The sequence below is a fragment of the Pseudoduganella ginsengisoli genome (assembly GCF_009720865.1).
Lineage (GTDB): Bacteria > Pseudomonadota > Gammaproteobacteria > Burkholderiales > Burkholderiaceae_D > Rugamonas > Rugamonas ginsengisoli.
In genome coordinates this window covers 565254-585539 of sequence record NZ_WNLA01000001.1, presented here as the reverse complement: position 1 = coordinate 585539, position 20286 = coordinate 565254, and the positions used below count along the sequence as shown (strand labels likewise).

General features: G+C 60.4%; 20 protein-coding genes. 8 read left to right on the top strand and 12 right to left on the bottom strand.

Annotated elements, in window-relative coordinates; all coding sequences use genetic code 11:
• Positions 1-12: 12 nt before the first annotated feature.
• From soxY to GM668_RS31540, 4 genes are all read right to left on the bottom strand, one after another.
• Positions 13-465, bottom strand: a complete 453-nt coding sequence (gene soxY, locus GM668_RS02505) for a thiosulfate oxidation carrier protein SoxY (RefSeq protein WP_155437326.1) — start codon at positions 463-465, stop codon at positions 13-15.
• Positions 466-484: 19 nt separating this feature from the next.
• A complete protein-coding gene (locus GM668_RS02500) occupies positions 485-1657 on the bottom strand; it encodes a c-type cytochrome (protein ID WP_155437325.1) in 1173 nt (390 codons plus the stop codon).
• Positions 1657-3000, bottom strand: a complete 1344-nt coding sequence (soxC, locus tag GM668_RS02495; protein WP_170305452.1) for a sulfite dehydrogenase — start codon at positions 2998-3000, stop codon at positions 1657-1659. The genes GM668_RS02500 and soxC overlap by 1 nt, the downstream gene beginning before the upstream one ends.
• A 985-nt stretch (positions 3001-3985) precedes the next feature.
• Positions 3986-5095 (bottom strand): hypothetical protein, encoded by a 1110-nt coding sequence (locus tag GM668_RS31540; RefSeq protein WP_155437324.1) that lies wholly within the window; start codon positions 5093-5095, stop codon positions 3986-3988.
• A gap of 115 nt (positions 5096-5210) precedes the next feature.
• Between GM668_RS31540 and GM668_RS02485 the strand changes: the two genes are divergently transcribed.
• A complete protein-coding gene (locus GM668_RS02485) occupies positions 5211-5726 on the top strand; it encodes a YggT family protein (protein WP_155437323.1) in 516 nt (171 codons plus the stop codon).
• Positions 5727-5807: 81 nt separating this feature from the next.
• Here the strand turns inward: GM668_RS02485 and GM668_RS02480 are convergent, their stop codons facing one another.
• The 8 genes from GM668_RS02480 to GM668_RS02445 all read right to left on the bottom strand — a co-directional run bounded on the left by GM668_RS02480 (position 5808) and on the right by GM668_RS02445 (position 13087).
• Positions 5808-6749, bottom strand: a complete 942-nt coding sequence (locus GM668_RS02480) for a carbohydrate kinase family protein (protein ID WP_155437322.1) — start codon at positions 6747-6749, stop codon at positions 5808-5810.
• A 7-nt stretch (positions 6750-6756) separates the two neighbouring features.
• Positions 6757-8343, bottom strand: a complete 1587-nt coding sequence (locus GM668_RS02475; RefSeq protein ID WP_155437759.1) for a DUF3426 domain-containing protein — start codon at positions 8341-8343, stop codon at positions 6757-6759.
• Positions 8344-8358: 15 nt separating this feature from the next.
• A complete protein-coding gene (gene prmA, locus GM668_RS02470) occupies positions 8359-9297 on the bottom strand; it encodes a 50S ribosomal protein L11 methyltransferase (RefSeq protein ID WP_155437321.1) in 939 nt (312 codons plus the stop codon).
• Positions 9298-9366: 69 nt separating this feature from the next.
• Positions 9367-10725, bottom strand: coding sequence for an acetyl-CoA carboxylase biotin carboxylase subunit (gene accC / locus GM668_RS02465; protein ID WP_155437320.1), 1359 nt, complete (start codon positions 10723-10725; stop codon positions 9367-9369).
• 100 nt (positions 10726-10825) lie between these two features.
• On the bottom strand, positions 10826-11305 hold the full coding sequence (gene accB / locus GM668_RS02460) for an acetyl-CoA carboxylase biotin carboxyl carrier protein (protein WP_155437319.1): 480 nt from the start codon (positions 11303-11305) through the stop codon (positions 10826-10828).
• 81 nt (positions 11306-11386) lie between these two features.
• On the bottom strand, positions 11387-11824 hold the full coding sequence (gene aroQ, locus GM668_RS02455; RefSeq protein ID WP_154378240.1) for a type II 3-dehydroquinate dehydratase: 438 nt from the start codon (positions 11822-11824) through the stop codon (positions 11387-11389).
• Between the two features lie 85 nt (positions 11825-11909).
• Positions 11910-12461 carry a TlpA family protein disulfide reductase gene (locus tag GM668_RS02450; RefSeq protein ID WP_155437318.1) on the bottom strand — a complete coding sequence of 184 codons (552 nt, stop codon included), beginning with the start codon at positions 12459-12461 and terminating at the stop codon, positions 11910-11912.
• Positions 12461-13087, bottom strand: coding sequence for a hypothetical protein (locus GM668_RS02445; RefSeq protein WP_155437317.1), 627 nt, complete (start codon positions 13085-13087; stop codon positions 12461-12463). Before GM668_RS02445 ends, GM668_RS02450 begins: the two co-directional genes overlap by 1 nt.
• 87 nt (positions 13088-13174) lie before the next feature.
• On the opposite strand from GM668_RS02445, the gene mpl reads away from it, so the two are divergent.
• The 7 genes from mpl (at position 13175) to mtgA (ending at position 20285) form a co-directional block, all read left to right on the top strand.
• A complete protein-coding gene (gene mpl / locus GM668_RS02440) occupies positions 13175-14554 on the top strand; it encodes a UDP-N-acetylmuramate:L-alanyl-gamma-D-glutamyl-meso-diaminopimelate ligase (RefSeq protein ID WP_155437316.1) in 1380 nt (459 codons plus the stop codon).
• Positions 14551-15129 carry a YqiA/YcfP family alpha/beta fold hydrolase gene (locus GM668_RS02435; protein ID WP_155437315.1) on the top strand — a complete coding sequence of 193 codons (579 nt, stop codon included), beginning with the start codon at positions 14551-14553 and terminating at the stop codon, positions 15127-15129. Before mpl ends, GM668_RS02435 begins: the two co-directional genes overlap by 4 nt.
• On the top strand, positions 15126-15722 hold the full coding sequence (locus GM668_RS02430; RefSeq protein ID WP_371868613.1) for a chorismate--pyruvate lyase family protein: 597 nt from the start codon (positions 15126-15128) through the stop codon (positions 15720-15722). The genes GM668_RS02435 and GM668_RS02430 overlap by 4 nt, the downstream gene beginning before the upstream one ends.
• Before the next feature lie 6 nt (positions 15723-15728).
• Complete coding sequence (locus GM668_RS02425; RefSeq protein WP_155437314.1) at positions 15729-17786, top strand: ribonuclease catalytic domain-containing protein; 2058 nt, start codon at positions 15729-15731, stop codon at positions 17784-17786.
• Between the two features lie 61 nt (positions 17787-17847).
• Complete coding sequence (locus tag GM668_RS02420) at positions 17848-18732, top strand: TonB family protein (RefSeq protein ID WP_155437313.1); 885 nt, start codon at positions 17848-17850, stop codon at positions 18730-18732.
• A complete protein-coding gene (gene aroE / locus GM668_RS02415; protein ID WP_155437312.1) occupies positions 18733-19566 on the top strand; it encodes a shikimate dehydrogenase in 834 nt (277 codons plus the stop codon). It abuts the gene before it with no gap.
• Between the two features lie 2 nt (positions 19567-19568).
• Positions 19569-20285 carry a monofunctional biosynthetic peptidoglycan transglycosylase gene (gene mtgA / locus GM668_RS02410; RefSeq protein ID WP_155437311.1) on the top strand — a complete coding sequence of 239 codons (717 nt, stop codon included), beginning with the start codon at positions 19569-19571 and terminating at the stop codon, positions 20283-20285.
• Position 20286 lies beyond the last annotated feature (1 nt).

Below are 20286 nucleotides of genomic sequence, written 5' to 3'. Positions count from 1 at the left end.
GTGGGGAGCGGGTCAGCCGCCGCAACCGCCCAGCGTGACTTTGGTTTCCTTGGTGGCGGAATACAGCTTGCCATCCGCCGTCTTGACGACAGCCAGCACGTTGGTGCTCTGGCCCATCTTGACGCGGCTTTGCACAGCCGCATTGGTGTCGTCGGGAATCTTGAAGATGGCGGCCAGCGGGTTCGGGTTCTTTTCTATAAAGATATAGATTTCGCTGGTGCCCGCGATATTGGATGCAACCGACACGGGCACCACGGCGCCGTTTTCCGCAATGTCGGGCGACGTGATGACGATGTCTTTGCTGTCGGCCGGAGTGCCGCCCAGGCTGGCCAGCGCATCGGCCAGGCTCTTGGCGCCAAAGCCTTCACGGCCGGCCGCCGCTTGCGCTTGCCCCATGGTGACCATGCCGCAAGCTACCAGCATGCCAAGGGCCGAGGTGGTCTTTAATAGTGAACGTCGATTCATGCCGTCTCCTGTGGTGAGTTTATTGCGCGCCATTGGCCAGCCACTTTGCAATGGCTTGCGCGTCGGCTTCCTTCAATTGGCCTTGCGGCGGCATGGGGACATTGCCCCAGGCGCCGCTGCCGCCATTGCGGATCTTTGCTAATAGATAGGCTTCGCGGTCGGCGCGGCCCTGGTATTTCGTGGCGACATCGCGCAGCGCGGGGCCGAGCACTTTATTGTTGACGGCGTGACAACCGGTGCAGCCGTTTTTGCCGAGCAGGGCCTGGGCAGCCTGCGCTGCCAGTTGCGCTGCTTTGGCGGATGCCGGACCAGTAGCCGCCCCTGCATTGGCCGCGGTACCAGGGGAAGCACCTGCCGCCGTAGCGCCAGGGGTGGCCCCGGCACTCGCGCCGGCGCCCGGCGCCGCTGTGCCGGCGAGCGCCGCGTTGGCCGCCATCACCAATGTGGCCGGAGCAGCGCGCGTCGTATCCGCGCCGCGCACCGGACCGACGAGGCGGTTTTGCTCGGCCAGGTTGCCATGCGCATTGCGGGCAAAGTCCGGCAGGGCCGACGTGATCTTGCCATCGGCCGGGCAATGGCTCATGCACGCTGTATTGCTGACGTCGGGCTTGCCCTTGGTTTCCCACAGCCCGGGCTGGCGCACCAGGCCGTTGCGGTTGGGCAGGCGCTGCTGCACTTGCGCGATGTTTTCATCACTCAATATAAAGTCAGCCGGGACGATGCCGCCCAGGTTCAGGATGTGGGCGGTGACGGCATACACTTCATCCGGTGTCAGCGACTTGGGCGCATTCCACGGCATCGCGCGGTTGATGTAATCCCACAGCGTGGACAAGTGCGCGACCTTCATCAGCGTAGTGCGCTGGGGCACGCTGCCATTGGACAGGGCGGCCACGCGGCCATTTTTCATGTCGGCTTCCGTGATGCCGCCCACGATAGGCGGAAACACTTCATTGGATTCGCCAAAGCTGCCATGGCAACTGGCGCAGCGGCTTTCCCACACCTGTTCACCCTGCGCCACCGAACCCCGGCCTTTGGGCAGGCCGGCAAAGTCGGCGCGCACGTCGATATCCCATGCCTTGATTTCAGCCGGGGTGGCGGCGCGGCCGATGGCTTGCCATGGCGGCGGCTCCGCAGCGTGCGCAAAGGCGGCAACACTAATAGAGAAGAGGACGGCAGCGATCCGGTTATGCATCAGCTCACCTGTACATTGGACACTTCACCGTTCGGCGACACCTTCCACGACTGGATGGCGTTGTTGTGATAGATCGAGCGCGTGCCGCGTACGGCGCGCAGCTGGTTGATCTTCGGCTGCACGTAGCCGGTTTCATCGATGGCGCGGCTTTGCAGGATGGCGGGGCTGCCATCCCACACCCAATCAAGGTGGAAGCGGGTCAGCGCTTTGTTGTGTACCGGACCATCGATGCGCGCCGTGCGCCAGTTGCGGCCACCGTCCGTGCTGACGTCAACCCGCTTGATGCGGCCCCGGCCCGACCATGCGAGGCCGCTGATGCTGTAATAGCCGCGGTCGAGCAAGGTCTGGCCGCCGGACGGCGTCGTGATGACGCTCTTACATTCCTGAACCGATGTGTACTGGCGGTGTAAGCCATCCGGCATCAAGTCCACGTAGTGGATGGTTTCATCCTTGGTATCGTACGGCTGGTCGCCCACTTCGATGCGGCGCAGGTATTTGACCCAGCTGACGCCCTGCACACCCGGCACCACGAGGCGCAGCGGATAGCCATTTTCCGGACGCAGCATTTCGCCGTTCTGCCCCCACGCCACCACCACGTCGTCCAGCGCGCGGTCGATGGCGATGGTGCGCGTCATGCTGGAACCGTCGGCGCCCTCCGCCAATATATAGCGCGCGCGTTGGCGGTCGATGCCGCACATGTCCAGCAAGGTGGACAGCAGCACGCCCGTGTATTCCGAACAGGCCAGCATGCCGTGCGTGTACTGGACGGTGGGCAGCGCCACGTTGGCCCACTCGGCCCCGGTATTGGCGCCGCACTCAATGAAGTGGATGCGCGATACGGACGGCAGCCGCATCAAGTCATCCATGGTAAAGACGCGGGCTTCGCGCACCAGTCCATTGATCATCAGGCGGTGCCGGGACGGATCGATGTCGTGCCAGCCCTGGTGGTGGCGCTCGAAGTGCAGGCCGCTGGGTGTGATGATGCCGAACAGTCCCTGCAGAGGGGTGAAGCTGACTGACGCCTGGCGCACGCGCGTCAGGCCCGGGCTTTCGCGGCGCTGCAAATTGGCTTCCCATTTCGAGGGCAAGCCATACGGCATGGCGGCGACCGGCTGGCCCAGCGTCTTGCTGTGTTCGGGCAGCGTGAGGATGGCGTCATCGCCTGCTCCTCCTTGCGCCACTTGGGCGATGGCGCTGCCGCCGGCCGCGACACCCGCGCCCATGGCCAGCGCCTTGCTCATGAAACCGCGGCGCGTTTTGCGCGCCTGCTCCAGTTGCGCCTCGCTGAAGATATTTTCAGGGGCGCGCACTAGCCTTCCGATGGTCCGCATAAGGTCCGTCACGGCTGGTCTCCTTGATTTTTATGCTGGCAAGCTTAGCCCGCAATAGTTCTGGCACGCAATCGTTTTCGCGCACGGCGCCATGCGTTGTGCGCGCCGCACGGAACACACGATGCACGCGCATGGCCCGCGCGATGTGCCGCTGATGCGTGCGGCCGTCGTGGCCAATGTGCGCGTAGCGCCTGATGTGGCAGGCCGCATCGCATGGCGTCGCATGCGTTGGCCGATGCATTGAAGATGGCTGGACACTGCATGCGCGGACGTGCTGCTTATGCTGCCGGACCGCGCGACTTGCAGCGCTTGCGCAACAGATCGCACATCGTGTGTGCAAAGCTGCGCCAACTCGCGGACCACGTGTGTGAAATCGGCAGTGTATATCCGGCCTGCGCCGCGCGGGGAAAAGTGCGTTTCAAAGTAAGCCTTATGCCATAAGGTTTTCTTTGGAGCGGGGTGGCGCGGCGCACCGCATCGGATGCCGCTGGTGCGCGCATTGGCGCGCGGTGATTACTGCGGTGAGCCGCACTTTTTCTTTTATTCGCATGCTGTTTTACCTTGCTATCGTGCGTTACAGCGCTTATACCTAAAAAAAGCATGCGAAATCGTATCGTGCAGGTTGCGCATTAATAAGGTTTTCGTGTACTTTACGAACTTGAATTTGCGTGAATTATCACAGAAGGTTTTTTGGACTGGATGTACCCGCAAAATGATTAACAACATGGGATACAGAGCACGCACAAGTATGCACAAGACCACGACGTTTTTACCTGGCCGCCTCGCCTGAATAGAATCGGGCCCGGGCGGTTTTTTCTTTGAAAAAGAAAACAGGGAAACCGTGCAGTCGAAGTGAAGTCGAAGTGAAGTGAAATTCTGGAGCTGAAGACACGCCCGCTTTTCGCACATTCGAAGAACAAGATTTAGCAGGCCGCCGCCAACATATCGCGGAGGCCTCGATAGCTGAAGCGCTGCAAACGTGAGGAGTTGCAGCAGTTCAGCTGATGCCGAATTCATTAGCGCAAACGCCGCGTTTGTGCCGATGAATAATTCGCCCGGACTTTTCGCCGGACGGGTTTAAATCTTGTGCGTAATTCTCATCTCTAGATGAAGGAGAGATCAAAATGGCTACAGCAAAAGCAAAAAAACCAGCAGCGGACAAAGCTGCTCCAGCTGCAAAGAAGGCAGCAACCGCAACCAAACCAGTAGCTAAGAAAGCTGCTGCCGCTAAACCAGCAGCGAAACCAGCCGCTAAAGCCGCTGCGAAACCAGCTGCAAAGCCTGCAGCGAAGAAAGCCGCTGCTAAACCAGCTGCCAAGCCAGCAGCGAAGAAGGCCGCCGCAAAAGTGGCAACTAAGCCAGCAGCAAAACCAGCAGCGAAGAAAGCCGCAGCTAAGCCAGCAGCAAAACCAGCAGCAAAACCAGCAGCGAAGAAAGCCGCAGCTAAGCCGGCAGCCAAACCAGCAGCGAAGAAAGCCGCAGCTAAGCCGGCAGCCAAACCAGCAGCGAAGAAAGCCGCAGCTAAGCCGGCAGCCAAACCAGCTGCAAAGAAAGCCGCAGCTAAGCCGGCAGCCAAACCAGCTGCAAAGAAGGCCGCAGCTAAGCCAGCCGCTAAGCCAGCTGCCAAAAAAGCTGCAGCTAAGCCAGCCGCTAAACCAGCTGCCAAGAAAGCCGCTGCAAAGCCAGCCGCTAAGCCGGCCGCGAAGAAAGCTGCTGCGAAACCAGCCGCTAAACCAGCTGCGAAAAAAGCCGCTGCAAAACCAGCCGCCAAACCTGCCGCCAAAGCCGCTAAACCAGCCGCTGCCAAGCCAGCTGCTAAAGCTGCCGCTAAACCTGCCGCAAAAGCAGCGAAGCCAGCAGCAAAAAAAGCGGCGGCTAAACCGGCTGCAGCACCGGCCGCCGCTCCTGCACCAGCCGCTGCAAAACCAGCTCCTAAAAAAGCTGCTCCTAAAAAAGCCGCTGCGCCTAAAGCTGCAGCTCCTAAAGCCGCAGCCCCAAAAGCTGAAGCACCAAAGGAAGAAGCTAAACCAGCAGCCGTAGCCGCTCCGGCGCCAGCTGCTAAAACTGTGTTGACCCCGGCCGCCGCATGGCCATTCCCAACCAGCACCCGCCCATCCTGATTAATATTTAAGGGGTAACTCCCCTATGGGCAAAGGCCGCTGTGTGAGAGAATCACACGGCGGCTTTTTATTTATCGGAGGGACTTTGTGCTGAGTATCGTCATGCTGATTGTTAACACCATCGCTGGTTTGCTCGGGGCGGTGCTGTTACTGCGTTTCTGGATGCAAGCTATTCGTGTCCGTCCGCCATCGTCCGTGGCGCAATTCACTTTTCAATTATCGGACTGGCTGGTGCGGCCGCTGCGCCGGATTGTCCCGGGCGTCGGTGGTTTTGACTGGGCCAGCCTGATTGGCGCCTTCCTGATAGTTTTCCTGGCCACGTCCGTCATGTTTATTGCCGGCGTTTCGTGGCAGGTGGTGCTCTTAATGGCCTTCCAGCGTTTCCTGGAATGGATCTTGTACGGCTTTATGGCGATGCTGGTAATTGAAGCGATCTTTAGCTGGGTCAATCCGCATGCGCCGCTGGCGCCGTTTATCCGGGCGTTAAATGAACCGCTGCTGCGTCCGATTCGCCGTGTGGTGCCGCTGGTGGGGAATCTGGACTTGTCGCTGCTGGTGGCGCTGATCCTGCTGCAAATTGCGCAGCAAGTGCTGGCCATGGTGTTTGGCGGCCGCTAGAAAATGCCGCACTAATTAAAAAGGGCAGCCCAGGCTGCCCTTGTCGTATCCGCCGGTCCGGTTACTCGCGCTTATTCGCGCTTATTCGTATGCGTAGCCGAACGCCGCCTTAAAGCGCGCTGCCAGCTGTTCTTTGGTCAGCACGTGGTTTTGGCCGCCTTTGTGGGCAATCTTGATGGCGCCCAGCAGGCTCGCCAGGCGGCCCGTGGTTTCCCAGCCCAGGTCGTGCGTAATGCCGTACAGCAGGCCGGCGCGGTACGCGTCGCCGCAGCCGGTCGGGTCCAGCACGGCTTCCGCTGCCACGGCGGGAATATCGATGCGCTTGCCGTCCGTGTAAATTTCCGAACCCTTTTCACCGCGCGTGACAATCAGCGCTTCCAGGCGCGACGCGATTTCCGGCAGCGACAAGCCGGTCTTCGACATCAGCAATTCGATTTCATAATCGTTGCAGGTGACGTAGGTGGCTTTGTTGATGAAGTCGATCAGCTGCTCGCCATTGAACATCGGCATTTGCTGGCCCGGGTCGAACATGAATGGGATCTTCAATTCAGCCAGGTCGGCCGCATGCTTCAGCATGCCCAGGTGGCCGTCCGGCGAAATGATGGCAACGCGGGCCGGGCCGGCGTTGGCGACCGGGTTTTCATGGGCGAACGACATGGCGCCCGGGTGGAACGCGTTGATCTGGTTGTTTTCAATATCGGCCGTCACGAAGCACTGCGCCGTGTACGAGTCGCCCTTGATCAGGATATTGTTGGTCGAAATGCCCAGCTTTTGCAGGCGCGCCAGGTACGGGCCGCTATCCTGGCCCATCACGCCGACGATGCGGCCGTCGCCGCCCAGCATATGCAGGTTGTACGCGATGTTGCCGGCGCAGCCGCCGTATTCGGTACGCATGGTCGGCACCAGGAACGATACGTTCACTTTGTGCAGCTGGTCGGCCAGCAGCGTGTCGCCGAAGCGGCCTTCGTGCTGCATGATGTAGTCGATTGCGAGCGAGCCGCAAATCAGGGAAGTCTGGTTCATAGTGTCGTTAAGGGTAAAAAACCGCGATGTGGTAGCCCGACGCTTTGACGCGGGACAGTTCGAAGTACAGTTTGACCGGCTGTTCGGAACGGGGCAGGAAGCCCGAGGCGAAATCAGCGTTGGGCGGCAGATAGTCGCGCGGCGCGAAGACGCGGCGCAGCACGGGTTTGTCGGCGCTGTCGTTGAGGATCAGTTCAATGTGCGGCCAGTTTTGCGCGGTGGCGGACTGGTTGCGCAGCGACGTCGAGAAGCTGAAGATATTGTCCGCCATGGTTTGCAGCTCGCCCTGTTCGATCGACAGCGCATCCAGCTGCGATGGCAGTTCCACTTTGCAGCCAACGATGGCGCAGGCGGAAACCAGCGCCGGCTTCAGTGCAGGCACGGCGGCGGCCAGCGGATTGCGGAACGTGGCGACGGCCTGGTACGCGAGGCCGGCCAGCAGCAATGGCGTCGCGCAAGCCATGGCAATGCGCGACGCCTTGCCCCACTGTTCCTGGCGGCGCGAGCGTTTGACGAAACCTGGTTCTTCCGGCTCGCGCGCGGAGACGGGCGTGGCGGGCGCGCTGGGTTCCGGCGCCAGCTTGGCGCCGGCTGCGGATGACAGCGTGACGATGTCGTCGTCGCCATCGTCATCGTGCATAGCGGACGCTGTTGCCGGGGCGTCCTCGCTGGCAAGGCTGTCTACCGCGTGCGCTCCGATGGCTGCCGGTTCATCGCCGAAATGGTGCGTGTCATCGCGGCTGCGCCATACGCCGGTATCGAGCGTATGGCCGTGTTCACCCGCGCTGTGCAGTTCCTGGCCGTGCTGATCGTGCTGATCGTGCTGGTGCGGGTAGGCATCCAGCTCGAAACTGTCGTGCAGGGCAACGGCGGCCAGGTGTTCGTCCGGGATATCCAGCGTCGGTTCGCGGCGGCCGTCAAAGCGGTGGTCCGCAGGTTCTGGCAGCGGCCCTTCGGCGGCGGGGATGTCTGCCAGCGGGTCTGGCTGCAGGGCCGGCTGCGTATCGGCGCTTTCGCCGTGCAGCGCAGCGTCCACTGGCGCGGGCTGGTCGATATCCAGGTCGAGGTCGAATGCGTCGTCTTGCGCCAATGCCGGCAGTGCGGCGGTTGGCCCGGCAGTGAATGCCGACTCGGGTTCTTGCTCCTGTGCTGCCGTGGCAGGCAGTTCATCGCCATTCAAGTCCAGGTCGAAATCATCGGCCAGGTCGAGGACGGGCTCGGGTTCCAGGACGGACGCCTGCAGTGGTTCAGGCGTGGATACGGCAGCGGTTTCCGGCGCAGGTTCTTGCGCAGGTTCGTCGTGATCCGGCGCTGCCGCTTCCACTGCGGGCGGCAGGACGTCAGCGGTACCGGTATCAGCAGCCGGCTGAGGCGCCGCTTCCGCCACTGCAGGCGCTGCGGCCGGGCGGTCTTGAACTGCTTCAGGGAGATCAATGATGACGGGCGTGCGCGGCGCCGGATCGACCAGCGCGGCATTGCCGTCAAAGACTTCGTTGCAGGCGCCGCAGCGGACTATGCCCCCGCGCAACTTCAACTGGTCGTGCGCGACCCTGAACGTCGTGTTGCAATGGGGGCATTTGGTGGCGAGCGCCATCGGCGATGAAGCGGGTTAAACCCGTGCGGGCGGAATAGTATCGCTGCCCAAGACGCCGTGCAGCGCAACCCAGCCATCATGCTCGGCCCAGACGCCCAGCTTGATGAATGGTGCATAGGCCGCCGCGACTTCTTCCGCCTGGCGCGCCAGCACGCCGGACAGGATCAGCGAACCGCCGTCAGCCACGCGGCCGGACAGCATCGGCGCCATCAATTTCAATGGGCTGGACAGGATGTTGGCCACGACGATGTCGAAGCGCGCATTGGCGTGCGCCGATTGCGCGAACGCGTCCGGCAGGAAGTATTCAATGTCGGCCACCTGGTTGCGCTGCGCATTGTCGCGTGCCGATTCGATGGCTTGCGGGTCGATGTCGACACCCGCCACAGCCCCTGCGCCCAGCTTTTTGGCCACCATGGCCAGGATGCCGGAACCGCAGCCGTAATCCAGCACGGCTTTGCCCGGGGCAGGGTGGGCTTCCAGCCATTCCATGCACAGGCGCGTGGTCGGGTGGCTGCCGGTGCCGAATGCCAGGCCCGGATCCAGTTCCAGGATCAGCGCATTTTGGTCAGGCGCTTCGTGCCAGCTTGGCACAACCCAGATGTTCTTGCCGATGTGGATAGGGTCGAACTGCGATTGCGTCAGGCGCACCCAGTCTTGCTCTTCCACACCGCGCAGCGTGTACTTCGGTACGTCGGCCAGGCCGATGCCTTCAGCGGCATCCGCAACGATGGCGGCCTGGTCGGCGTCTTCCGCCGTCAGCGCCACCACGCGCGAGTGATCCCACGCGGCTTCTTCCGGCTCCATGCCCGGTTCGCCGAACAGCGGCTTTTCATCTGCCGTGCCTTCATCGGCATCTTCCACGGAAACGGACAGCGCACCCGCTTCCATCAGCGCGTCGGACAGCGCCTCAGCGTGGTCGCGTGCGACTTCGATGACGATTTCTACGTAGTTCATTGCTTGCCTGCCTTACTTAATCAGTGGTACCTGACACCTGTGGTATCAGGCACCATGAAGTTGAATTGCTTAATTACCAGCCTTGGGCATTGCCGCCAGCTTTTGTTCCAGATAGTGGATGTTGGTGCCGCCTTCCATGAAACGCGCATCGACCATCAGTTCGCGGTGCAGCGGGATGTTGGTCTGGATGCCTTCCACCACCATTTCCGACAGCGCGATTTGCATGCGGCGGATCGCCTGTTCGCGCGTTGCGCCGTAGGCAATCACCTTGCCGATCATCGAATCGTAGTGCGGCGGTACATAGTAGCCCGCATACGAGTGCGAGTCCACACGGATGCCAGGGCCGCCCGGCGTATGCCAGCCGGTGATGCGGCCTGGCGACGGCGTGAACTTGAACGGGTCTTCCGCATTGATACGGCACTCGACGGCGTGGCCGGCCAGCATCACGTCGCGCTGGCGGAAGCGCAGTTTTTCGCCAGCGGCGATGCGGATCTGTTCTTGCACGATATCGATGCCGGTGATCATTTCCGTGACCGGGTGTTCCACCTGCACGCGGGTGTTCATTTCAATGAAATAGAACTCGCCGTTTTCATACAGGAATTCAAACGTACCGGCGCCGCGGTAGCCGATCTTGCGGCAAGCTTCCGCGCAGCGGTCGCCGATTTTTTCAATCAGCTTGCGTGGGATGCCTGGCGCCGGCGCTTCTTCAATGACTTTCTGGTGGCGGCGCTGCATCGAGCAGTCGCGCTCGCCCAGCCATACGGCATTTTTGTGTTCGTCGGCGAGAATCTGGATTTCAATGTGGCGCGGATTCTCCAGGTATTTCTCCATGTAGACTTCCGGATTGCCAAACGCGGCGCCAGCTTCTGCCTTGGTCATTTGCACGGCATTGATCAATGCCGCTTCCGTGTGCACCACGCGCATGCCACGGCCACCGCCGCCGCCTGCCGCCTTGATGATGACGGGATAGCCGATCTTGCGCGCAATTTGCACGATGGCTTTTGGATCTTCCGGCAACGCGCCTTCAGAACCTGGCACGCATGGCACGCCGGCCTTGATCATCGCTTGCTTGGCCGACACTTTGTCGCCCATGATGCGGATCGAATCAGCGCGGGGGCCAATGAAAACGAAGCCGGATTTTTCCACGCGTTCCGCGAAGTTCGCGTTCTCCGCCAGGAAGCCATAGCCAGGGTGGATGGCTTCCGCATCCGTCACTTCAGCCGCGCTGATGATGGCAGGCATGTTCAGGTAGCTCTGAGGGGACGGCGCCGGGCCGATGCAAACCGATTCATCGGCCAGCTTTACGTATTTGGCGTCTTTGTCCGCTTCGGAGTGGACTACCACCGTCTTGATGCCCATTTCACGGCAGGCGCGCTGAATACGGAGCGCAATTTCACCGCGATTGGCAATGAGGATTTTTTCAAACATGGCAGGTTCTGTGTTTGTGGGGAGCGGCAGCTCCGGATGTAGGGGACGTGGGCTACGGATGGAGCCGCGGCGCAGGCAGCGCGCAGCTCGCGTGAACGTATTAGCCGATCACAAACAGGGGTTGGCCGTACTCGACCGGCTGGCCGTTTTCAACCAGGATTTGCGTGATGGTGCCGGTTTTATCGGCATCGATTTCATTCAGCAGCTTCATCGCTTCGATGATGCACAGCGTGTCGCCTTCTTTGACCGACTGGCCCACTTCGACAAACGCCGGTGCGCCTGGAGCGGACGAACGGTAGAAGGTGCCCACCATCGGCGACTTCACGACGTGGCCGGTTGGCTCGGCGGCTGCGGCGGCAACTGCCGGGGCGGCTGCTGGTGCTGCGCTGGCTGCGGCAGGCGCGGCCGGGGCAGCAAATTGCGGTGCAACGCCTTGCGACGGCATCATCACCACTTGATTCTGAGGCATAGCGGAGGACTTGACGATGCGTACTTTGCTCTCGCCTTCGGTCACTTCGAGTTCTGCGATATCCGATTCAGCGACCAAGTCGATCAATGTCTTGAGCTTGCGTAGATCCATCTGAGACTCCCTGGAATGTTCTGATTTGTTTATTGGGGCAGCGGCGGGTAAGCCGCGATAATTGCACGCAGATCGCGTAGATTAACGTTTTTTAAGTGCAAAGTCGATGGCCAGACGATATCCGTCCACACCTAGGCCGCAAATCGTACCCTGCGCGATCGCACTAAGAAAAGAATGGTGGCGAAATTCTTCGCGCTGATAAATATTCGAGATGTGGATTTCAACAAACGGGATCGCCACGCCGGCCAGCGCATCGCGCAACGCCACGCTGGTATGCGTCAGGCCACCCGGATTGATCACGATCATATCCACGCCTTCGGTACGGGCAGCGTGAATGCGGTCGATCAATGCGCCTTCATGATTGCTTTGAAAGCAAGAAAGCTGGGCTCCCGCTGCTGCGGCTTGCGCCTGTGCGGCCTGTTCCACGTCCGCCAGGGTACTCGCACCATACACGCCTGGTTCACGCGTACCCAGCAAATTCAGGTTGGGGCCATTCATCAGCAGGATGTTTTTTGCCATGCGCTTGAGCACCGTTTTCCACAAAAGTTCCGCATTTTGCCGTCAACAGCGACCCTTGGCAAGTAAAAATATCTTGCCTAAGTTCTCACATCCTTGCAAGATCTGCACGCAATTCACCGAACTTAATCCTGCCAAGATAGGTCTTCACGACCTTGCCGTCGGCGCCCAGCAAGACCGTGTAAGGCAGCCCGCCCTGGGCATTGCCGAACTTGCGCGACAGTTCCGTACCGCTCAGTCCGGCTACATAAACGGGGTAGTCGATTTTGTTCTTTTCCGCGAATTCCGCGATGTTGGACGGACTGTCGATACCGATACCAATGACCTGGATATTCTTGGCGCGGATTTCCTCCTGCAGCGCTGATAATTCAGGCATTTCCTCAACGCAGGGACCACACCACGGGGCCCAGAAGTTCACGATCAGCGCCTTGCCCTTCCATTGCGCCAGCGCTTGCTGCACGCCTTTCGCATCTTTCAATTGTTGCTGGAACAATTCATCGACGGGGGCCACGGCGGCGGGATTGCCGGCAGCAGCCGGGGCGGGGACGGATGGGGGGGATTTTTGAACGCTGACCCATGCGCCGGCTGCGGCAAAAGCAAGCGCAACGGCGCCGATTACTACTTGATTCTTTTTCAACATTATATGGTTGGGTGAGTATTTGGTATTAATAAGGCGCGTACGGCAGCGATGTCGGCGCGCATCAGCCGGCCATCGCCACGGGTTTTGACGGCGCCCCGCAAATCATCGATTTCATACAGTTCGGCGTGGACGCCTTCTTTATGCCACATGAAGCTGACCCGTTCGACCGTATCGAAGCGCGGGCCTTTGAAGTGCGGCGCTTCGGAAATGTCGATGTTCAGGTTCTTGTTAAGAAGAAAGATTTCAACTTCCTTCGCACTGTCGGCAAACAGTTGCAAATGAATGTCGTCATGGGGGCCGGCGCTGCCATTGAGCACGGAGCCGGTCAGGAACGGGTTGAAGCGTTCCAGCATTTCCATGACTTGCAAAGCCACGCTGCGCAGGCGGAACAGTACCGCGGCATGGGTATCGGCATTAAATAATGCGTGATACTGCCGCACTTCTTCTTCAATTTGTTGATTGTCGGGCAAGACATCGGATGGCCCGTCACTGTCGCCCAGCACCTGGCGCGCTGCCTTGCGCCGTGCTGTGCCATAGTCGGCGCCATCCTGCGCCACCATGCGGGCAGCCGCCACCGCGATTTCTGCGCGCAGCTGTTGGACTTCATCTAATGGAGTAGGCATCATGACCGTGATCATACTCTGAACCGATACAAGGCACCGGTCGGGTAAAATCGCATACTTGTTTTGCTTTTCGTTCTGCGCACCCTCAACATGCATATTCATATATTAGGTATTTGCGGCACCTTTATGGGCGGTCTGGCCGTGCTGGCCAAAGAAGCGGGGCACCGCGTCACGGGCTGCGATGCCAATGTGTATCCGCCGATGAGCACCCAGCTGGAAGCGCAGGGCATAGCACTGATCCAGGGATTCGGGCCGGAACAGGTGGCGCTGAATCCGGATTTGTATGTAATTGGCAACGTTGTGTCGCGCGGTAACCCGCTGATTGAAGAAATCATGAACCGGGGCTTGCCATACGTATCGGGCCCGCAATGGATGGGCGAGCACATCTTGCGTAATAAATGGGTGCTGGCCGTGGCCGGTACGCATGGCAAGACCACGACGTCGGCCATGCTGGCGTGGATTTTGGAAGATGCCGGCTACGCGCCGGGTTTCCTGATTGGCGGCGTGCCCATGAATTTCGGTATCTCTGCGCGATTGTCCGGTAAAGGCGTGGATTCCGACTTCTTCGTCATTGAAGCGGATGAATATGACACGGCGTTCTTCGACAAGCGCAGCAAATTCGTCCATTACCACGCAAAAACCGCGATCCTTAATAACCTGGAATACGATCACGCCGACATCTTCCCGGATTTGGGCGCGATTGAAACGCAATTCCACCATCTGGTCCGCACGGTGCCGGGCATCGGCAAAGTCGTGTTCAATGCCGATGAAGCGGCGCTGGACCGCGTGATCAAGCGCGGCTGCTGGAGTGAGCGCGAATCGTTTGGCGCCGCCGAGGGGGCTGACTGGGCGCTGACGGAATACGATGACGGCAGCTTTGACGTGCTGTTCAAAGGTGAAAAGTCCGGCACCGTGCGCTGGGAATTGACCGGCAAGCATAACCGTTCGAATGCGTTGGCCGCGATTGCTGCCGCCCGCCACGTCGGTGTGCCGATTGCGCAGGCGGCTGAATCGCTGGCGCGCTTTGTCAGCGTCAAGCGCCGCATGGAAGTGCGGGGCGTCGTCAATGGCGTCACCGTGTATGACGATTTCGCGCACCATCCAACGGCTATCGCCACCACGGTCGGCGGCTTGCGCCAAAAATTGCGCGCGCAAGGCAAGGCCGGCCGCATCCTCGCTGTACTGGAACCCCGTTCCAATACAATGAAGCTGGGCGCCATGAAAGAGGCGCTGCCGGGCAGCTTGAAAGATGCCGACCTGGTGTTTGGTTTTGGCAGTGAAAAAGCGCTGGGCTGGAGCCTGGCGCAGGCTTTATCGCCGATGGGCGGCGTCGCCAGCGCATATGAAGAGATCGATGCGATGGTGCAAGCCATCGTCAAGCAGGCGCAGCCGGGCGACCATATTGTCGTCATGAGTAATGGCGGCTTTGGCGGCGTGCATGGCAAGCTGCTGGAGGCGCTGGCGCAATGATCCTGTATTTGCATGGCTTCCGCTCGTCGCCGTCGTCGATGAAGGCGCGGCTGGTGGGAGAACGCATGGCGGCCCTGGGCCGGGCTAATGAATACCTGTGCCCGCAATTGCCGGCGTCGCCCAAGCTGGCAATGGAACTGGCGTTGTCGCTGATCGATGGCGTGCCGGCGGATCAGCTGACGTTGATCGGCTCGTCGCTGGGCGGCTATTACGCGACGTGGCTGGCGGAACGGCTGGGTTGCCGCGCCGTGCTGTTGAATCCCGCCATCGTGCCGCGCCTGGATTTGGCGCCGTACGTGGGCGTGACCACGCAATATCACTCGGATGAACCGTTTGAATTCAAGCACGCCTATATAGAAGAGTTGCGTGCGCTGGAAGTGGCGCGGATTACGCAGCCGGAGCGCTATTTCCTGATTGCGGCCACCGGTGATGAAGTACTGGATTACCGCGACATGGTGGCGCACTATGCGGGGGCGCGGCAGCATGTGATAGCCGGCAGCGACCACGCCATCAGTGAATTTGCTGACTATGTGGACGACGTTCTGGCTTTTTGCCGAATGGATGGTGCACAGTGAAAGGACGCTCGCTGCGGATGGCGCACTGGCGCGCCCACGTGAATACAGTCAATGCGCCCGCCGCACTGCGGCACTGGCTGACGGGCGGCGGTTCGCTGACCGCCAAACTCAAGGCGCACAGCATGGCATTCCGCGTGCAAAAGCTGCACCAGCACCCGGCGCTGTGCCTGGCCGATGAAGCGCAGGCGATCAGCTTGCACCGTTCCAGCCGCGTGGTGGAGCGTGAAGTGTTGCTGCGCTGTGATGGCGTGCCGGTCGTGTTTGGCCACACGGTCGTGCCGACCAGCGCCACGGCCACGGACTGGCCCGCGTTCAGCGCGCTGGGTGAAAAGTCGCTGGGATCGACCTTGTTTGGCGATCCGCTGGTGCATCGCGGCGCCCTCGAATATGCGCGCCTGCGCGCCACCCATCCGCTGGCCATGCGCGCGTGCGCGGCGGCAGGCGTGGTGCTGGCGGAAGGTGAAATGCTGTATGCGCGCCGCTGTTTATATCGCCGTCACCATGGTGTGCTGCTGGTGACGGAAGTGTTTTTGCCGCAAGTGCTGGACTTGGTCCCGGGTGGCGTAAAGATCGAATTGAAGAAAGCTGCATAAAACATAATGAACGTATTTTTCGAAGAATCCGGCGACTTCAAAGTCGGCAGTGTGCTGTCCCAGGCTGGCGAGGCGTACCAGGTAGAGATGGCCAGCGGCAAGCGCAGCAAGGTGAAAGCCAAAGATATCCTGCTGCAATATGAAAAGCCGGCCCCGGCAGAACTGATGGAACAGGCGAAAGCCATTGCCGCCGACGTCGATCTGGAATTCCTGTGGGAAGTGGCTGGTGAAGACGAGTTTGGTTTTGCCGAGCTGGGCGAAGAGTATTTCGGCCATGCGCCGCTGCCGAAAGAAGCAGCGGGATTGATCCTGGCGCTGCATAACGCGCCGATTTATTTCTACAAGAAGGGCCGTGGCCGCTACAAGAAAGCGCCGGAACAATCGCTGCGCGCCGCCCTGGCCGGCATCGAGAAAAAGAAACAGCAAGCGGTGATCCAGGCGCAATACGTGGAAGAGTTGAAGGCGGGGACCTTGCCGGCTTCCATGCAAAACATCGTGCAGCAATTGCTGTACAAGCCGGACAAGAACACCATTGAATTCAAGGCGCTCGATGCGGCGTGCAGTGAGTTGCACCAGAGCCCGCAGCGCTTGATGCTGGCCGTGGGCGGCGTGGCGTCGCCGAAAGACCTGCACATGAACAAATTCTTGTTCGAGAACTTCCCGAAAGGCGCGGGTTTCCCGGATGTGGCGGTGCCTACGCCTCCGGCGGGCTTGCCGCTGGCTGCCGTTGAAGCCTTCTCGATCGATGACGTGACCACCACCGAGATCGACGATGCATTCTCCGTCGTGCACCTGGACGATGGCAAAGTGCGCGTGGGTATCCACATTGCCGCGCCGGGCCTGGGCATCCGCCCGGACGATGCGATCGACAAGATTGCCCGTGGCCGCATGTCGACCGTGTATATGCCGGGCGATAAGATCACCATGCTGCCCGATGCGGTGGTGGAAGCGTTCACCCTGGCCGAAGGTAAAACCTGCCCGGCCCTGTCGCTGTATGCCACGCTGGATCCCGCGGACTGGTCGGTGCTGTCGACGGAAACCCGTGCGGAACTGGTGCCCATTGCTAATAACTTGCGCCATAACGACCTCGATGACCTGGTCAATGAGGAAACGCTGGCCAGCGGCGCGGGCGACTATCCGCGCAAAGCCGAGCTGGGCTTGCTGTGGCAGTGGGCGTTGAACCTGGAAGCGGGCCGCATGAAAAAACGCGAAGCGTTTGGCCTGAAGCCGGAACAAAACAACCGCGTGGACTTCAACTTCTACGTGGAAAACGATGTGGTGACGATTACCCGCCGCAAGCGTGGCGCACCGCTCGACAAGATCGTGGCCGAGCTGATGATCTTCGCCAACAGCACGTGGGGCAAGTACATGCACGACCATGGCGTGCCGGGTATTTACCGCAGCCAGGGCCAGGGTGTCGGCGGCTGGGCCGCCAAGATGCAGGTGCGCATGCTGACGCAAGCGGCGCCGCACCAGGGCCTCGGCGTGGACCAGTACGCATGGAGCACGTCGCCGCTGCGCCGCTATACGGACCTGGTGAACCAGTGGCAAATCCTGGCCGTGGCAGAGAAGGGCGTGGCGGCGCCATTCGTGGCGCCGTTCAAGCACAAGGATGCCAACCTGTTTGCGATTGTGTCGGCATTCGATGCGGCCTACTCGGCATACAACGATTTCCAGAGCACGATGGAACGCTACTGGTGCCTGCGCTGGCTGGGCCAGGAAAACGCCAAGCAAGTGGACGCCGTGGTGTTGAAAGATGAAGTGCTGCGTTTGACGGACATTCCACTGGTGATCCGTCTGCCGGGCATGCCATCGGCGCCGCGTGGCGCGCACGCGAAACTCGATGTGCTGCGCTGGGATGAAGTCGACCTCGACCTGGAAGCCCGTTTGCTGGAAGTGGTGGCGCCCGCGGCTGCGGAAGAACTGGACTTTGAGGAAGAAGAGGAAACGGCAGCCGTGGCGCAAGGCGATGACACGGTGGCCGTGGAACCTGCCGATCCTGCCGCCGCGGCAGGTGTGCAGGAAGAAGTGGCGGAACAGGGCGAAGCCCCGGCGCAGTCCTGAAGCGCGGGCTTTGTCGTAGAATCCACCATCTTTAACGCCTGTTCGTAACGGTTCCCGCGTGATGTCTTTCCAACAAAACCGCCTGCTGTACCTGGCCACCGGCATTTCCCTGCTGGTGCACGCCATGCTGCTGGCGGTGCACTTTGTGTCGCCGAAAAACTTCAAGGTGGAACCGGCCGATCCGGGGCTGGAAGTCATCCTCGTCAATGCCAAGCACGCCAAAGCGCCATTAAAAGCGGACGCGCTGGCGCAAGCGAACCTTGATGGCGGCGGCAACGCCGACACGGGGCGCTCCAAGTCGCCATTGCCGGACATGCGCAAGACCGAGATGGGCGACAGTGTGAAAGCCACGAAGCGCCGTATCGCGGAACTGGAAGAAGCGCAAAAGAACTTGTTGACACAAGTGCACAAGTCGCCGTTTGCCGCCGCGCCCATTACAGAACGGGACCGCCCCGATCCGCTGCCGACCGGTGCGGATTTGCTGGACAGTAGCAAGGCCATTGCGCGGCGCGCGGCGGAAATCACGCAAGTCATCGAAGACCAGAACAAGCGGCCTAAAAAAACGTTCATCACGCCATCCACGCGTGAAGTGGATTATGCCAGCTATTACAAGACGATGCAGAAACGCATCGAAGAAATGGGTACGCTGAACTTCCCGTCGAAAAACGGCCGCAAGCTGTATGGCGAACTGGTGGTGTATATCCCCGTGTTCCAGGACGGCAGCATTTATGAAAAAGACGGCGGCGTCCGTATAGAAAAAAGTTCCGGCAATGACGCCCTCGATGCGGCGGCGCTGGCCATCGTGCGCCGGGCGGCGCCGTTTGGCAGGTTCCCGCCGAATATGCTGTCGAGTGAACGGGATGATTTGTGGGTGATCATCACCCGCTTCAAATTCACGAGGGAAGACAAGATGGAAACCAATTTGAGCAGCGGCGGAGTGCACTGAATGACGGCAAATGTGACGGATAAATATTGCGTATTCGGGAATCCCATTGCCCACAGCAAGTCGCCGGAAATCCATGCGGCCTATGCCGCGCAAACCAGCCAGCAACTGACTTACGATAAGCGTCTGGCCCCGCTGGATGGTTTCACCGCTGCCGTGCATGCCTTCATTGCGGAAGGCGGCAAGGGCGCCAATGTCACGGTGCCGTTCAAGCTGGAAGCGCACAAGCTGGCGGGCGCGCTGACCATGCGCGCGCAGGCGGCAGGTGCTGTCAATACGCTGCTGTTCACGGAACAAGGGATCGTCGGCGACAACACGGATGGCGCCGGCCTGGTCAACGATATCGTCGTCAATGCCGGCGTGCCGGTCACGGGCAAGCGCGTGCTGCTGCTGGGCGCCGGCGGCGCCGCGCGGGGCGTCGTGCTGCCGCTGCTGGAACACCATCCTGCTGCGCTGACGATTGCCAACCGCACGGTGGCGACAGCGCAAGCGCTGGTGGCGCAATTTGCCGCCCTGTCGGCCGGTGCGGCCTTGTCCGCCTGCGGTTTTGCGGACATTGAAGGCGCCTACGACATCGTCATCAATGCCACGTCGGCCAGCCTGTCGTCGGATTTGCCGCCCGTGCCGCCTGCCGTATTCGGTCCCGGCACGCTGGCGCTGGACATGATGTACGGTAAAGAGCCGACAGTATTCATGCAGTTCGCGCAACAACACGGCGCGATCGTGCGCGATGGCCTCGGCATGCTGGTGGAACAGGCAGCGGAAGCCTTTGCCGCCTGGCGCGGCGTGCGCCCACAGACTGCCGATGTGCTGGCGCAATTGCGCGCGAAACTGTAATCATGGCCAAGTCTGGTAAAGCCGGAGCGGGCTGGAAACGGTGGCTGAAGTGGCTGTTCATCATCCCTGCGCTGCTGTTTTTAGGTGTGCAGTTGTATTTCCTGTTGCAGATCTGGTGGTGGGTTGACCATAACCCGACCATGACGTCGTTCATGCGTGAACAGCAGGCAGCGTTGAAGGAAAAAGACCCCAAAGCCAACATACGCCAGCAATGGGTGCCCTATAACCGGATTTCCGGCAATTTGAAGCGCGCCATCATTGCATCGGAAGATGCGAACTTTTCCGAGCATGAAGGCGTCGACTGGGACGCGCTGCAAAAAGCCTACGAAAAGAATGCGAAAAAGAAGAAGGTCGTGTCCGGCGGTTCCACCATCACGCAACAGCTGGCAAAAAACTTGTTCTTGTCGGGATCTCGGAGCTATTTGCGTAAAGGCCAGGAATTGATCATTACGTACATGCTGGAAGCGCTGATGGATAAAGAGCGCATTTTCGAGATTTATTTGAACGTGGTGGAATTCGGCAAAGGCATCTTTGGCGCAGAAGCGGCGGCGCGCCACTACTATGGCGTCAGCGCCGCCAGCCTGGGCGCTGCGCAGGCTGCCAAGCTGGCCGTGATGTTGCCCAATCCCCGTTATTACGATGCGCACCGGGACAGCAGTTACCTGGCGCGGCGTACCGCAACTATTCTCAAACGCATGGGATCCGCTGAGTTACCATAAG